This is a genomic window from Arachnia propionica (assembly GCF_900637725.1).
Lineage (GTDB): Bacteria > Actinomycetota > Actinomycetes > Propionibacteriales > Propionibacteriaceae > Arachnia > Arachnia propionica.
On the sequence record NZ_LR134406.1, the window covers coordinates 808,425 to 822,574 of the forward strand.

14 protein-coding genes are annotated in these 14,150 nt (G+C 66.9%); 7 read left to right on the top strand and 7 right to left on the bottom strand.

Annotated elements, in window-relative coordinates; all coding sequences use genetic code 11:
* Positions 1-21 precede the first annotated feature (21 nt).
* Positions 22-993, top strand: a complete 972-nt coding sequence (locus EL272_RS03585; RefSeq protein ID WP_014845855.1) for an NADP-dependent oxidoreductase — start codon at positions 22-24, stop codon at positions 991-993.
* Between the two features lie 89 nt (positions 994-1,082).
* Positions 1,083-1,913 carry a DUF6796 family protein gene (locus EL272_RS03590; protein ID WP_197720290.1) on the top strand — a complete coding sequence of 277 codons (831 nt, stop codon included), beginning with the start codon at positions 1,083-1,085 and terminating at the stop codon, positions 1,911-1,913.
* 10 nt (positions 1,914-1,923) lie between these two features.
* Here the strand turns inward: EL272_RS03590 and EL272_RS03595 are convergent, their stop codons facing one another.
* Complete coding sequence (locus tag EL272_RS03595) at positions 1,924-4,167, bottom strand: FAD-dependent oxidoreductase (protein WP_061787864.1); 2,244 nt, start codon at positions 4,165-4,167, stop codon at positions 1,924-1,926.
* An 84-nt stretch (positions 4,168-4,251) separates the two neighbouring features.
* On the opposite strand from EL272_RS03595, the gene EL272_RS03600 reads away from it, so the two are divergent.
* Both EL272_RS03600 and EL272_RS03605 read left to right on the top strand, forming a co-directional pair.
* Positions 4,252-4,911, top strand: a complete 660-nt coding sequence (locus EL272_RS03600; RefSeq protein ID WP_061787863.1) for a TetR/AcrR family transcriptional regulator — start codon at positions 4,252-4,254, stop codon at positions 4,909-4,911.
* Positions 4,912-5,024: 113 nt separating this feature from the next.
* Positions 5,025-5,243 (top strand): CsbD family protein, encoded by a 219-nt coding sequence (locus EL272_RS03605; protein ID WP_014845859.1) that lies wholly within the window; start codon positions 5,025-5,027, stop codon positions 5,241-5,243.
* A 70-nt stretch (positions 5,244-5,313) separates the two neighbouring features.
* Here the strand turns inward: EL272_RS03605 and EL272_RS03610 are convergent, their stop codons facing one another.
* The gene (locus EL272_RS03610) at positions 5,314-6,669 is read right to left on the bottom strand and encodes a D-serine ammonia-lyase (protein WP_014845860.1); all 1,356 of its coding nucleotides are present in this window, start codon (positions 6,667-6,669) and stop codon (positions 5,314-5,316) included.
* 144 nt (positions 6,670-6,813) lie between these two features.
* Positions 6,814-7,251, bottom strand: coding sequence for a DUF5360 family protein (locus EL272_RS03615; RefSeq protein WP_014845861.1), 438 nt, complete (start codon positions 7,249-7,251; stop codon positions 6,814-6,816).
* Between the two features lie 77 nt (positions 7,252-7,328).
* Between EL272_RS03615 and EL272_RS03620 the strand changes: the two genes are divergently transcribed.
* The 3 genes from EL272_RS03620 to EL272_RS03630 all read left to right on the top strand — a co-directional run bounded on the left by EL272_RS03620 (position 7,329) and on the right by EL272_RS03630 (position 9,628).
* Positions 7,329-7,886: a TetR/AcrR family transcriptional regulator gene (locus tag EL272_RS03620; RefSeq protein WP_061787862.1), complete on the top strand. Its 558-nt coding sequence runs from the start codon at positions 7,329-7,331 to the stop codon at positions 7,884-7,886.
* Between the two features lie 90 nt (positions 7,887-7,976).
* Positions 7,977-8,267 carry a hypothetical protein gene (locus EL272_RS03625; protein WP_014845863.1) on the top strand — a complete coding sequence of 97 codons (291 nt, stop codon included), beginning with the start codon at positions 7,977-7,979 and terminating at the stop codon, positions 8,265-8,267.
* Positions 8,264-9,628, top strand: a complete 1,365-nt coding sequence (locus EL272_RS03630; RefSeq protein WP_014845864.1) for a tripartite tricarboxylate transporter permease — start codon at positions 8,264-8,266, stop codon at positions 9,626-9,628. Before EL272_RS03625 ends, EL272_RS03630 begins: the two co-directional genes overlap by 4 nt.
* 285 nt (positions 9,629-9,913) lie before the next feature.
* On the opposite strand, the gene fni is transcribed toward EL272_RS03630, so the two are convergent.
* Genes fni through mvk form a run of 4 tightly spaced genes read right to left on the bottom strand, consistent with a single transcriptional unit; the run spans position 9,914 to position 14,032 of the window.
* Entirely contained in the window at positions 9,914-11,002 is a 1,089-nt protein-coding gene (gene fni, locus EL272_RS03635) for a type 2 isopentenyl-diphosphate Delta-isomerase (RefSeq protein ID WP_061787861.1), read from the bottom strand.
* A complete protein-coding gene (locus tag EL272_RS03640; RefSeq protein ID WP_061787860.1) occupies positions 10,999-12,093 on the bottom strand; it encodes a phosphomevalonate kinase in 1,095 nt (364 codons plus the stop codon). The genes fni and EL272_RS03640 overlap by 4 nt, the downstream gene beginning before the upstream one ends.
* Entirely contained in the window at positions 12,090-13,073 is a 984-nt protein-coding gene (gene mvaD / locus EL272_RS03645; protein ID WP_061787859.1) for a diphosphomevalonate decarboxylase, read from the bottom strand. Before mvaD ends, EL272_RS03640 begins: the two co-directional genes overlap by 4 nt.
* Positions 13,070-14,032 carry a mevalonate kinase gene (mvk, locus tag EL272_RS03650; RefSeq protein ID WP_061787858.1) on the bottom strand — a complete coding sequence of 321 codons (963 nt, stop codon included), beginning with the start codon at positions 14,030-14,032 and terminating at the stop codon, positions 13,070-13,072. Before mvk ends, mvaD begins: the two co-directional genes overlap by 4 nt.
* Positions 14,033-14,150 lie beyond the last annotated feature (118 nt).

The following is a 14,150-nucleotide window of genomic DNA, read 5'->3' on the forward strand; positions in this document are numbered from 1 at the left end:
AACGAGAAGGAAGTGTTTGGCATGCAGAACATGATTCCTGAAGCGAACACGGTGCCTGTTGCGCAGTACCTGCGTTTCGGTCCACCGGAGGTGCTGTGCATCACGGAGACCTCTGCCCCAGTCGCCGGGCCTCACGACCTCGTGGTGAACGTGACGGCCATCAGCGTCAACAGGATCGACACGGATGCGCGGGCTGGTCGGAACAAGTTTCTGACCGGACGCCGCCTGCCGCAGTCCACAGGGTTGGACTTCAGCGGGGAAGTGGTCGGCATCGGTCCGCAGGTCCATGGTTTCGATATCGGACAGCGCGTATGGGGATTCCTCGGCACCGATCAACTGGGTAAGCGTGGTACGGCAGCGGGAAGGATCGCAGTGGACGCGGATCTGGTCGCGCCGGCGCCTGCTTCACTGGATCTGGCCGAGCTTGCCGCGCTTCCCTTGGTCGGAATCACGGCTTGGCAGGCCTTGGAGAAACTCGGAGTCGGATCGGACTCTCGGCTGCTCATCGTGGGAGGTGCCGGGGGCGTGGGGAGCGTGGCCGTTCAGGTGGCCCGAGCGCGCGGTGCATTCGTGGACACAATAAGTTCGGTGCGACATGACGAACTGCTCAGGCAGCTGGGGGCGGAATCCCGTTTCGACCCGGAACCCGCCGCATGGTCGACGTTGACGGGTCGCTATCAAGCGGTGCTCGACACCACGGGGAACAACTTGTGGCAGCTGCGTCGTCTCGTTGCGCCATCCGGTCGGCTGCTCACGATTTCACCGGCGGGTATTCCCGTGAGTTTCCTCACCAAGATCCTGCCCGGGCCCACCATCATTTTCATGTCAGTACAGCCCAGCCGCACAGGTTTGGTGACCTTGGCTGATTTGGTCGAGGCAGGGCAGCTGAACCCGATCATCCGAGCACGGTTCCCGCTTGCTGAGATCTCTCGGGCGCACGCCTTGGTCGAGGCCGGGCACGGTGAGGGCAAGGTCATCGTCGACATCAGTTGACTCCATGATGCGTCTCGGGGGCGGTCCGAGGAGCGCTGCATCCACCCTTTCCATCAGAAATCTTTGATGCTCACTGGAAGAAAGGTTGAATGGGCTCGTTCGTGTCGATACCGGGCTTCTCCCGGGAACAGTGCTGCCGGTTGCGCGGGTTCGAGTCCTTGGAACAAGGCGACGTGGGAAGCATCTGTTCGGCCATCCGTGACGAGGAAGTGGTGTACATGCTGGTGATCTGGTCCATTCTCGCCTTCCTGATCAGTTCCCTGTGCTGGATCGCCGGTGACGCCCTAATCGTCGGTTTCCGCAAACCCGACAGGCGTGAGCACGGCGAGTTCATCGAGCTCATGGGCGACGATGCCTACGCCTTCTACACGCGCATCAACGAACCTCGCCTGAGGTGGGGAGCGCTGGTGGCGAACTATTCCATACCGCTCATGCTTGCCGGCCTCTATGCCCACTGGGTGCTGCTGCGCGGCTCGGCAATCGGCGTGGCGGGGGTGGCGCTCCTGGGAATCGGGTTCTGCCTGTCGCCCCTCGCCCACGCCACCTTCTACCCGCTGGCCCTGGCATCCGAGCGTGCGTACATCGCCTACAACTCAGCCGGGGATGGCGAGGAACCGGATGGGGCGGTCCTGGAACACGCACGCAGGCTCTATCGTTTCCTCGTGGCCGCCTGGTTCCCCGCCATCGGGTTGACCGCGCTGGGCTGGATCCTCGTGTGCATCGCCCTGGGCTCCGGGACAACCGCGTTTCCATGGTGGTCCCTTTTTCTGACGCCGCCCTTCCAGGCCCTGCCGTGGTTCGCGCTCACGCGTCTGCCCTACCCGGGCAAACCCCTCCTCGATGGGGCGCTGTTCAACATCATCAACCTCGTGTGGGCCATCGCCTTCCTGTTGCTGATGGTCTCCCATCCGGTGATTTGAGCCACCTTCGTCAGTACGGTTCCGTGAACAGGTGCTCCGCTCCCCGGCTTTCCAGCAGCGCCATGCCGTCCGCGACCATGGCCGACGAGCCGCACAGATAGAAGTCGGTTCCTGCGGGGTCGAAGTCCAGGGTTTCCAGGGCGTTGGTCACCCGGCCGCGCAGGGCGCCGTCGACGTCCTCCCGGCTGATGCAGCGCAGCACCGTCGGCATCGGGTCGGGCAGCAGGGCGGTCAGGTCGTCCTCGCCGGTGCGGCAGCCGAAGATCAGGATGTCGTCATCCCGGTTCCCCGGGGCGGTGAACATGGGCAGGAACGGCGCCAGTCCGGTTCCGGTGGCGACGAAGACCCGGCGGCGACCCGACGGGACCGGAGTGAACTGGCCCAGCGGAAGCTCGATCGTGGTGCGCGTCCCGGGTTCGGCAGCCTCAACGAACCGCGACCCCTGCCCGCGGGTCCGGGCGCTGATCAGGAAACGCACCTGATGGCCGTCGACGCCCGCGATGGAGTAGTCGCGCCACGCGTCGTTGCCGACGTGGATCCGGGCGAACTGACCGGGAGCCCAGTCCCCGATCTCGTCGTCCACATCGAAGCAAACCTCCCAGATGCTCTCGGTCAGGTGTCGCTTGGCCGAGAGCGTGGCGCGATGCTTGCCCTCGGGCAGCGGCCACTCGGACGGGGTGGTGGTTCGTGGTCCGGAAGTGATCGCAGCGCGGATCTCCATGAACCCCTTGAGCCCCAGGATCTGACAGGCCGCCGCCACCCCGCCCATCATTGCGCCTGCGATCCCGCAGCTGCCCGCGTCCTGACCCGACAGGTAGAGTCCCTCCACCGGAGTGACCGGTCCGAGCGGGGAACGGTACCGTTCCGGGGTGCCGGGGATGCCGTAGAAGGCCCCCTGAGGGTGCGAGGTGTAGTGCTCGACCGTCAGGGGGGTGGACACCTCCACGTAGTCGATCAGGTCCTTCAAACCGGGAACGGCGGTCTCAGCGAGGTCGATCAGCCCGTTCCCGATCCGCCGCTTGAGAGCGGAGTAGTCGGCGCCGCGATTGCCCCTGGGAGTGTTCCGCCACGCCTTGAATGCGTCGGCGTCGACGAAGGAGATGATCTCCGCGGTGTGGTGCGTCTCGCCCGATTTCACCGACGGGAACGAGACGAAGGCGTTCTTGGGCGACCCGGACAGCAGCGCGGTGAACTGGCCCGGGAGGTCGTCGTGATCGAGGTCCCTGCTGACCCACACATTCCCACCGGTCACCCCGATGCCGCGCGGGTCGTCGCGCAACCCCAGGTAGGCGGTGACGGCCGAGGTACCGGTTCCGATCCGCCGGATCGCGTCGCGCAGGCCGGCGGTGGCCGCCCCCACCGGCCCGTCGGTCGGCAGCAGATCGAAGAAGGTCACGGGAGCGCCCGCGCTCGAGATCACCACCGGCGCGCGATGGATCCGCTCTTGCGTGACGGGGCCGCGGCGATCCAGTACCCGGACCCCGACCGCCCGCCCGTTCTCCACGAGGATCTCCTGCACGTCCTGGGCAACCCGCACGGCACCTCCGGCCCGTTCGATGCCTTTCTCGAAGGTCCGGGCAACACGGGCGCTGCCGCCCTCGGGAAACCAGGCGCCGTTCAGGTAGTGCCCGACGATCATCGCGTGCGTGGCGAAGGTGCTGAGCGACGGCGGCAGCCCGTAGTCGCCCCACTGGCTGGCCAGCAGGGCCCGGAGCCTGGGGGAGCGGAAACGTCTCTTCAGGTAGCGCTGCGTGGTTCCGAGCGCCATCCGGCCCGAGATCCGTTGGATGCCCCGCAGCAGTGGCGCGACGGTGCCAGGCACCATGTGTTTGATGAAATTGAGGGTGTTCCACCTGTTGACGTTGCGGATGTCGCGGAAATATCGGCGAATGGCGCGGGCCTCGGCGGGGAAGGCTTCGATGAGTTTCCGCTGGTACTCGGCGGGATCGGAGGGCGCGGAGAAGTCGATGCCCGGGTAGACGAAACGGTCGTAGGCATCCGGTACGCGGTTCCACACCAGTTCGTCACCCGATAGGTAATCGAGGTACGCGCGCAGCGGGCTGCCCGGTTCGAGTTGCCCAATGTAGTGCAGCCCGACGTCCCAGGAGAAGCCGTCGCGGCGGAACGTGTGCGTCAATCCCCCCGGCTCGGTGTGTTTCTCCAGCACGAGGACCCTCCTGCCTGCGACCCGGGCGAGCAGCCCTGCTGTGGTCAACCCACCTATCCCCGAACCGATGACGATGGCGTCATACATTCCCGCTCCGATCTTTCCTAGACAATGTCTAGCGACAGCTTAGCGAGCTGGTTGACAATGTCAAGCATGGCGTAGGATCGGGTCATGACCACGAAAACGCCGGGTAGGCCGAGAACCAGTGAGACGCGCGATCTCCGCGAGAACCTGCTGCGCACCAGCCGCGAACTACTGGACGAGGGCGGGCCGGCCGCGCTCAGCATGCGGGAGGTGGCGCGTCGCGCCGGCTGCACCCACCAGGCTCCCTACCACTACTTCGCCAACCGTGAGACGATCCTCGCCGCCCTCGTCGAGGCGGGGTTCGACGAGCTGGCGAACCGGCTGCGCGAAGCGCGGGACAGGGCGGGCACCGAGGATCTCAGGGCCGTGGTGGAGGCTTCCGGGAACGCCTACGTCGAGTTCGCGCTGACCAATCCGGGGGTGTTCAGGGTCATGTTCCGCCGCGACATGTGCGACCCTGCGCGGTTTCCCGGGGTCCTGGCGGCCGGTAAGCGGGCCCGCGATGAACTCGGCCGGTTCGCACAGGCCATCACTGGTGAGCGCGCCACCCCCGAGCACGAGACCGCTCTGTGGGCAAGCGTCCACGGGCTGGCGGTCCTGCTTCTCGACGGTCTCATGGCGGATGAACTCCCGACCCTGGAGGACCGGCTGGCCTATGCGCGACGGGTGAACCAACTGGGTGCCGGAGCGCTGATGTCTAGTGGGAAAGGTGAGGAACGAGACGACCCCGGTGCCTGGTTCTGGTGATCGTGGGAAGCGCGTCTCTCGGCGGGGAGTGCCCGGAAATCCTTGGGTGACCGTGAATTGCCTTGTAGCCTGAGTGTCGGTCCGATGCACGCAACAACCAACAGGAGGACGCAATGGGACTCGGTGACAAGATCCAGGAAACCGTCGGCAAGGCCAAGGAAAACGTCGGCGAGGCCGTTGGCAACCAGGACCTCCGAGCCGAAGGCCAGGGGGATCGCGTGAAGGGCGGCGTCGGTCAGATCGTCGACAACGCCAAGGAGAAGCTCGGTGACGTCGCGAGCGGTGTCGCCGACAAGGTCGAAGAGGCCAAGGACAAGCTCACCGGAAAGTGAGCCCGATACGGGCGAGGCCTCCGGGGAACCTCAACGGCCCCGGAGGCCTCGTCATTTCCCGGCGGCCTCCTCAGAACTCCAGCAGCAGTTCGACCCCCTTGCGGAAATAGTCGTTCATCTCGTCCGGCGGCACCATCGATCCGCCCGTCGCCCAGACCAGATGGGTCGCGTTGGCGAGCACCTTCGAGGTCAGCTTGGTGCGTTTCAGATAGGCGGCATCGTCCAGGACCCGCTGCGGGCCGAGGAAACCGGCGACGGCGGAGGGTTCGACCTTCAACCCCTCGGTTTCCCTGAGTAGGGTCAGGTAGCGGTAGAGGTTCTCGTCGCTGACCGTGTAATAGCCGTCGATGGCGTGTTCCAAGGACCTGCCGACGAAACCCGACGGGCGGCCGACCGCCAGCCCGTCGGCGGCCGTGACATTGTCGATGCCGAAATCTTGCACGCAGACCCCGTCGTGGAGTCCGGTTCGCACGCCGAGCAGCATGCTGGGGGAGTGGGTCGGTTCCGCGAAAACCGGGTGGACGGCGTCACCGAAGACGGTCTTGAGGCCGAAGGTGATGCCACCGGGACCGCCACCCACCCCACACGGCAGGTACACGAAGAGCGGGTGTTTCTCGTCCACCGGGATGTCGAAGGCCTGGAGCTGGCCCGCCAGACGCCGCCCGGCCACCGCGTAACCGAGGAACAGCGTCGTGGAGTTCTCGTCATCGACGAAGTGCATCGACGGATCGGATCTGGCCTGTTTGCGGCCAGCGGCCACCGCCACCGAATAGTCGGACTCGTACTCCGCTACCTCGACGCCGTGCCTGCGGAGCATCTCCTTCTTCCACGGGCGGGCGTCGGCGGACATGTGCACGGTGACGTTGAAACCGAGCCGCGCGCTCATGATCCCGATCGACAGGCCCAGGTTCCCGGTGGAACCGACCGCTATCGAGTGCTCGGCAAACAGCTCGCGGGCTTCCGGTGAGTCCAGCTCCCGGTAGTCGGAGTCCCGGGTGATCAGCCCCGCGTCGAGGGCGACCCATTCGGCGTGGTGCAGCACCTCGTAGATCCCCCCGCGAGCCTTGATGGAGCCGGAGATCGGCAGCTCGGCGTCCATCTTCACCCAGAGTTTCCCGGGGATCCGGATGTCCTCCCGGCGTTCAATCGCGGCCTGCATGAACGGAGCCGCGTACAGGGGGGACTCGATGATCCCTGCGGAAAGCCGGGTCTCGGGGAAGACCTGCGCGATGTAGGGGGCGAAGCGCCTCAGGCGGGCCGCCGCGTCATCTATGTCGGCGACCGTGAGCCCCAGCCCCGTCAATGCGGCCTTGCCTGACCTGATCCCAGGGTTGAACCAAGCCGTCTCCTGGTACGCGACGAGCTCCCGGATCAGGGGGAACTTCGCTTCCCAGGTGGACGGTTCCTTTCCAGCGATGCTCGTCATGGCTGCTCCTGCGGTTGCCTCAGATCCGCTCCACAGCTTAGAGGTCTTCCCGGGTGGATCGGTACCGCGGCTGCCTTGAGGATGCGTCAGCCGTTTGGCCTCCCCCAGAGGTGTGCTTCGGATCGATACCGGTTTTCTCCCCGTTCATGGTGATGCCGTCCCGCTACAGAACAGCCTGGGAGCGAGAAACAGCCCTACCGGCATCAGCATCAACCAGAGGTTCACCAACCACCACGAGAGAGCCCACGCGCCCCACAGCGCAAAGAAGCTGACGGCCAACAGGCCCGCCGAGAAGGTGAGGGTCAGGGCGCACAGGAACAGCGGCGTCGACCAGCGATGCCCGGTGGGCAACAGCGACCACGTCAGCCCCGCCGTGACCGCGAACAGGTCAAGGGGTAGGAAGGACCAGTTCCAGGCCAACAGGACATCGCCCGTGCCCACCGAGATCACGCCGACGGCAGTCAGCGTCCAGTAGGCGAGCAGGCCGAGATCAGTGACGATGAGAAACGCCTTCGCAGTACGTTGCGCGCAGCCACCGAGAAGGGCTGAGGTGACGGGGGTCTTCCCTGAGGTAGTGGTCATGCTCCCATGTTACTGCACCGGACGTCCGGTTTTTTTGATGTGCTGTAGCGTGACCGGACAGCAGCGGAAGGGAAGCCATGGGAGACAAGGCACAGGCGTCACGTGATGCCATTCTCGATGCAGCCGGTCGCATTCTCGTGCGCGACGGTGGCGACGCGCTCACGATTGCATCGGTGGCACGGGAAGCAGGAATCAGCAAGGGTGGCCTGTTCTACCACTTCGCGTCGAAGAAGGCCCTCGTCGAGGGACTCGTGGCCCGCCATGTCTCTGCTTTCGAAGAGCTGATCACCGCGGCGGGGGAGGAACCCGGTGCCGCAACGAAGGCCTACCTGCGTTCGGCTGAACACCCTGACGGGCCGGTTACGCAGTCGGTGGCAGCGCTGCTCGCCGCGACCGTGGCCAGCCCCGAGGCACTGGAGTCCCTGCGTGAACGCTATGCCGATTGGCAGGCACGGCTCGACCGGGACGGCATTTCCCCATGGGTTGCCACCGCTGTCCGATTCGCCGTCGACGGTATCTGGTTGGCCGACGTGCTGGGACTCGCTCCAGTGACGGGCAGGCGCAGGTCGCAGGTGATCGCAGCTCTGGAAAAGCTCGTCCATGACGCCGACCGCCCACTTCCCGGGAAAACGTGACGCGTGCCCGTCGCCGGGCGAATCGATCAGTCAGATGGGCTTTGGTGAACCTATGGTGCGTTCGGGGGATCTGGAATAACATGACCGACCGTGCGAAATATCCCCGAAGCCGGATTCGAGGGCCTGGAAGGTCGGAACATCGAGGTGTGGAACGACCTCGTCTCACCCAAGGATCTGCTGGTCTGTCTGGCGGTCTCGGCGGTCTGTGCCGTCGCGGCGGTGCTGATCGCCTCGAACACCGGCGGGCAGACGCTCTACTGGGGATTGGGGGCCTCGGTCGTCGGTTTCGTCCTGAACTGCTTCCTCGTGGCCCCCAAACGGGACGTGGGGATCGTCGACGAGATGGAGCCCGTCGACGCCGGTGAGGAAGGTGCCGAGTGACCCCGGAACTCATCGGCATGATGCTGATGGCGGTGCTCGGCGCCGTCGTGCTCTACACCTTCATCGGTTTCATTCCCGGCACCGACGAGACGAGCGTGCTCGCACCCATCACCCTGGCCGTCGTGCTGTCCGGTGCCCCGCCTGAGGTGGTGCTCGCCTTCTTCGTCTCCGCGGTGGTGACGCTCAACCTGATGAACGGCATCCCCACCGCGCTGGTCGGCCTGCCGGGCGGGGTGATGTCGGCTCCGTTGATGGAACACTCCGTTTTCCTGCGCAACAGGGGCCTGGCCTCCGAGACAATCCGGAAAATGGCGGTGGGCTCCGCCATCGGAACCGTGGTCTCCATTCCCCTCAGCTTCATCCTGGCGGGGTTGCTGGCGCCCATCGCCGACCCGATCAAGGCCCAGACCCCGGTGATACTCGCGGCGGGAACGGTGCTCCTGGCGCTGCTCGGCACCAACCGGATCCTCGCGCTGGTGGCGATCATTCCGCTGGCGCTGATGTTCCAGGCGCTGCCCACGCTCTACCGCTCGGTCAACATCATCGGCGAGAAGGGCAACGTCAACATCTCCTTCTTCCTCGGGATCACGGTGGGTCCCATGCTCATCACCCTGCTCGAACTGCTCAACGCCAAACGTCGCGCGGCGCTGCCGCACGGGACCAGGACCAGGACATCTCTCCTGCGCTCCGGATTTGAATCCCAGGCGCTGATGCCGGGCCGCATGATCACCCGGTCCGAGGGCAGGTGGAGTGCCCTGATGGCGGCCGTATCGACGCCGCTGTTCGTGCTCAGCCCCGTCGGCCTGACCTTCCTGCTCGGCGAGGCGTCGGTGGCGCGCCAGAAGAAGGACCCTGTGCGTCGCGCGCAACGCGCCGTGACCGTGATGAGCTCATTGACGCACTCGACCTATCTCGCCGGGGTCATCATTCCGCTCGTGGCCCTTGGCATTCCCGTCTCGGGGGTTTCCGCGGGACCCGCGGGCCCGCTGTTCAACGCACCCCCCGTCTACGATCTGGGCAACAACCTGCACCACCGGTTGCAGCTGCCCGGTTTCATAGCAGCAGTCGTCGTTGGTGCGCTGATCTCGGTCGTGATCACCTACGTGATCGCGGTTCGTTGGTCGTCGCAGATCACCTACTTCGTCATGCGACGCATCCCGCACGAGGCGGTGCTGACGCTGTTCGTGGTCTTCATCCTGCTGCTGGCCTACATCGACGCGGGAGTCCCGAACATGTTCGGGGTGCTGCTCGTCGGCGTGGTGTGCGGGGCACTCAACCGGCTCGGAGTCTCCTACGGGGTGCAGTTCATGACGCTCTACGCCGCCCCCGGCATCATCACTGCCCTGGCCGCCATTGCCTGAGCCGGCTACTCCTTCCCAAAGCTGGTTGAGCCGGCCTGCTCGCTCTGCGAGCTGGCCGTGTCGAAACCGTGGTGACTTTGTTCGGGGACTGGTGATCGGGTCTGTTCGTCGGGTGGGGGTGGTTTCGACTCAGCCGTTCGCGTGAGCCTCACGTGCTGGCTCAACCGGCTTCGGAGAAGGGGAAGCTGGTTGAGCCGGGCTGCGACGAAGGAGCGGCCCGTGCCGAAACCATGGTGACCTTGTCCGGGCACTGGTGGTTGGGTGAGGAGTGGTTCTGGCCGGGGTTCAACGCCTCGAACGGTGGGCGAGCTGTGCCGGATCGATGCCGAGCAGGCGGGCCCGCTCGGCGGTTTCCCCCGTCACCAGCACATCCGTGTCGCGCAGCTGACCGACATCGGCCGCCCCCAGCAGGGTCATGAGCGTGCGCACGTGATCGGTCCACGTGCGCAGCTCGCGCCTCAACCCATCAAGCCCATTCTTGACCAGGGTTCGCAGGAAATGGCCCGAGACGCCGACGGCGCGCGCACCCAGCGCGAGCGAACGAACGACGTCCAGAGGAGTGCGCACCCCCCCGGATGCGAACACCGGCAGGCCGGTGGGTTCGTCCCCCCACAGCGCATCCAGCAGACACAGCACCGCCGACTGCCCCCACCCGGTCAGGTACGAGTAGTCCCGTCGGGAACGCCGCTCGTTCTCGATGGCGATGAAATCGGTGCCGCCCGCGCCCGCCACGTCGACGGCCGCGACCCCTGCCCGCTCCAGCATCGCCATTGCGCGGCGGGAAAGACCGAAACCCACCTCCTTGGCTACGACGGGAACGGGCACCGCCGCGACGATGGCCGCGATCCGCTCGGGCCAGTCGCGAAAATCCCGGTCCCCCTCGGGCATGACCAGTTCCTGTGCCACGTTGAGGTGGATCTGCAGGGCATTGGCCTCGAGCATCTCGACGGCACGCACCGCATCCTCCGGTGTTGCCGCCGGCCCCACATTGGCCAGCACGAAGGCCTGCGGGGCCTCGCTGCGGATGATTCGGAAACCATCGGCGCACCCGGGGTCCCGCAGGGCGATGTGCTGCGAACCGCAGGCGATCGCCACACCCGCGTCGGCGGCGGCCCCGGCCAGGCCTGCGTTGATCTCCGCCGTGGCCCGGGTGCCCCCGGTCATCGCATTGATGTAGAACGGGGCCTCCCAGCGGACACCGAACACGCTCGTGCCCGGATCGGTCGAATCGACGGAGGTGCCGGGTAGGGCGTGGTGGATGAAGGAGACGTCGTCGAAGGCGTTTGGCCGGTCCCGGTCGTGCAGGCGAACGGCCAGGTTCAGGTGCTCGTCCTTCCGGGATGCGTGTCCCGGGGTGCCGCTATCGGGGATCATGGGGTGACCTCGGGGTGGAAATGGACCGACAGGTCGAGGGGATGGATGCTCGCCTTCTTCCAGGCGGCGCACATGGCGGCGGTGTCCGTTTCGGGCGGGCACAGGGCGATTCCGCAGTCCCCGCCCCCGGCGCCGGAGCTCTTGGCCACCGCCCCGTGTTCCTGGGCGATCTCCGCGAGCCTTCGCAGCTGGGGGGTTTCGATGGTGATCCCACTGGTGCGGCTGAGATCCGACAGGAGCCGCCGGTTCTCCTCGATTCGGTGACTGATCTCCGCGGTGTCGTTCTCCCGGAGTGCCTGCACCAAGGCCCCCAGACAGTTCTCGCTGCTGGACAGGAAAGCCGTGTAGGCGGCGTCGTCGGTCCTGTGCGCGCCGGCCTGGACGCCCGCGACCAGACGGGGGGTGGATGCGGGGGCGCCGGTCCATCCCACGCGGAGACTCAGCCCGGGGCTGGGCAGGCGGTGGATCTCCAACAGCGGCCACCGCCCGGCCACCAGCCGGCTCAGGCCGTTGCCCGTATTCGTTCCCGCGCGTTCCCTGCGCAGCCAGGCGCGGTCGGGAGAGGTGTAGCCAACCCATCCGGTGAACGCGCTGGCGGCGATGTCGCCACCGGAACCGATGGGCTGCACGGCATCGCTGGCCAGCAGCGCCAGCTTGTACACGGCCATGTCGTCCAGAGGCAGGCCGTAGAAACCGGCCACGGCCCGCACCGTCGCCACGGTCACCGCCGAGGAGGAACCCAGGCCGAGTTTGCGTCCGCTGCCGTCGTCCAGTTCGCTGGAGACGTCCAGGTCGAAGAACCGCATCGAGCCGCCCTTTTCGCGCACCATCTGTTCGACGACGCGGATCGCCGAGACCACGTAGTCGTCGAACTGCTCCTCGACCTCCAGCACGTCGTCCTCGAGACGCCGGTACCACGTCAGGGAACGTGTCGCGTACAGGTCGGAGGTGATGCGGCCCGCGTGCTCGGCAACCGTGACCCGCACGGTGATGAAACGGTCGACCGCGACCAGCACCGCCCGGTGACCGGGCTCGACCACGGCGTACTCGCCTGCTATGTAGAGCTTTCCGGGTGCACTGGCCGAGATCACGCGGTGACCTCCTCGACGCGCACGCCGCCGCCCGGGTACCTGACCGAGGTCGTCGCGCATGGGATGCGGTCCCGGAGAACCGCCGCGACCTGATCGGCATCCTCCCCGGTGGTGAGGACCTTCACGTTCGGGCCAGCGTCGATGGTGGCCCAGACGGGGAACCCCTCGTCACGCATGACGCGGACCGTGTGCAACACGTCGAGCGTTTCCGGCAGCCAGTACACGACGGAGGGACGCGACGCGATCATCGCGGCATGCATTCCCAGGGCGTTGCCCTCGACGACCTCACCCAGGCGCGGTAGGTCGCGGGCGCGCACCGCATCCAGCGCCACCCGAAGGTCCTCGCGGCTGGCCTCGGCCCAGGCCGGGTAGAGCGGTGAGGTGTTCATGGTGTGGCGCATGGCCTGCGTGCTGCTGATGGTCTTGCGTCCCGCCGAGACAACGACGACGACCATGGCCGGGGCCAGGTCGCAGTCCACGGGTTCGGCGTAGGAGGTTTCGTCGTCGACGCCGGCGTTCCACAGCACCAGACCACCGAAGATCGAGCGGGTGGCCGACCCGGAGCCGCGCCGGGCGAGCCGAGACAGCGCACGCTCGTCCAGGCGCATGCCCGCCGCGCGCGTGGCGGCCGCGGCGAGTGCGGCGAAACCCGCCGCTGAACTCGCCAGGCCGGCCGCGAGCGGCACGGTGGAGGAGGACGTGACGCTCGCCGGGATCGCCATGCCCGCCCGGGAGCGCACGAGGTCGAGGAACCGGACGACCCGCTCCCGGGCCGTCCCGCCGGGGGTGGCGCCGTTGATGGTGACCGCGTCCTCACCTCCGGTGCCGCCGTCGAAGGAGACTGTGGTGGTGGTCCGGGTTCCGCCGAGGGTGAGCGACAGACTCGACGTCACGGGGATCGCCAGCGATTCGTCCGCCTTGCCCCAGTACTTGATCAGGGCGATGTTGGTGTTCGCGCTGGCCGTCGCGGTGATGGTCATTCTTTCACCTCGCTGACTGGCATCCTGTGAGTCCACGTCGCGGGCGCGCCCGAGCGTTCCAGGGCGGAGCGGATGCGGTCCGCAGCCTGCGCGCTGTCCGCCAGGGCGATCACGCACCCGCCGAGTCCCCCACCGGTGAGCTTGGCTCCCAGCGCCCCGGCCCGGCGGGCGGAGGCAGTGAGTTCGTCCAGGACCGGCAGGCTCAGGTCGAGTTCCGCCAGCACCGTGTGTGCCCGGTCCATGGCCGCCCCGAGGGCGGGCGCATCGCCGTCACCCAGGGCGGTCACAGCCGTCTGCGCGAGCGCGCCGAGTTCGTCGATGAGCGGGCCGATGGCGCCGGTGTTCTCCTCGTAGCGCAGTCGCAGGCCGCCGACGGCCTGACGGGTGCTGCCGTGGACGCCCGAATCTGCGATGACCAGGTGCGCCTGTTCGATGCACTGACTGAGGGGACGCATCCGACCGCCCTTGAACCGTATGGGGTGGGGGGAGCTGGTCGCCGCCGCATCCAGCCCGGACGGTTTTCCGTGCGCCACCTGCTCGGCCAGCTGCGTCAGCGCGAACAGATCGTCGGCGGACGCCTTGCGTCGGCAGGCGTCCAGGACGGCGCGGATGATCGCGCCCGCCGCGGCCGCGGAGGAACCCAGGCCGCGTTCGTGGGGGAAATCGCTGCGCGTGGTGATCTCGAAGGACTGCTCGGGGCATCCCGAGAACTCCCGGGCTGCCTCGAAGGCCCTCACGACGCAGGCGAACCGGGGACCTGCCTGGTCCATGGGGCCCCGGTGGTCGAGACTGTTCAGCCACGAGGGGCCGGGGACGGGTGTTGCCGTTGCTTGCATCGGCAGGTCGTGCAGCGGCACGGCCACGGCGGGATGCCCGTACACGACGGAATGTTCGCCCAGGAGGATGGCCTTCGCCCAGGTGCGTCCGCGGCCCTCACGGGTGGGGGAGTGCCTTTCCAAATTTCTTTCCTTGCCTGTGGCCCAGGTGCGCGGGAAGTGGCCCGGGAGTTCCGGTGCGTCGCTCCGCTCCGCTGACGGCCCCGAAATTCTCGGGATCGGAGGTGGGGCGGAAAAACAG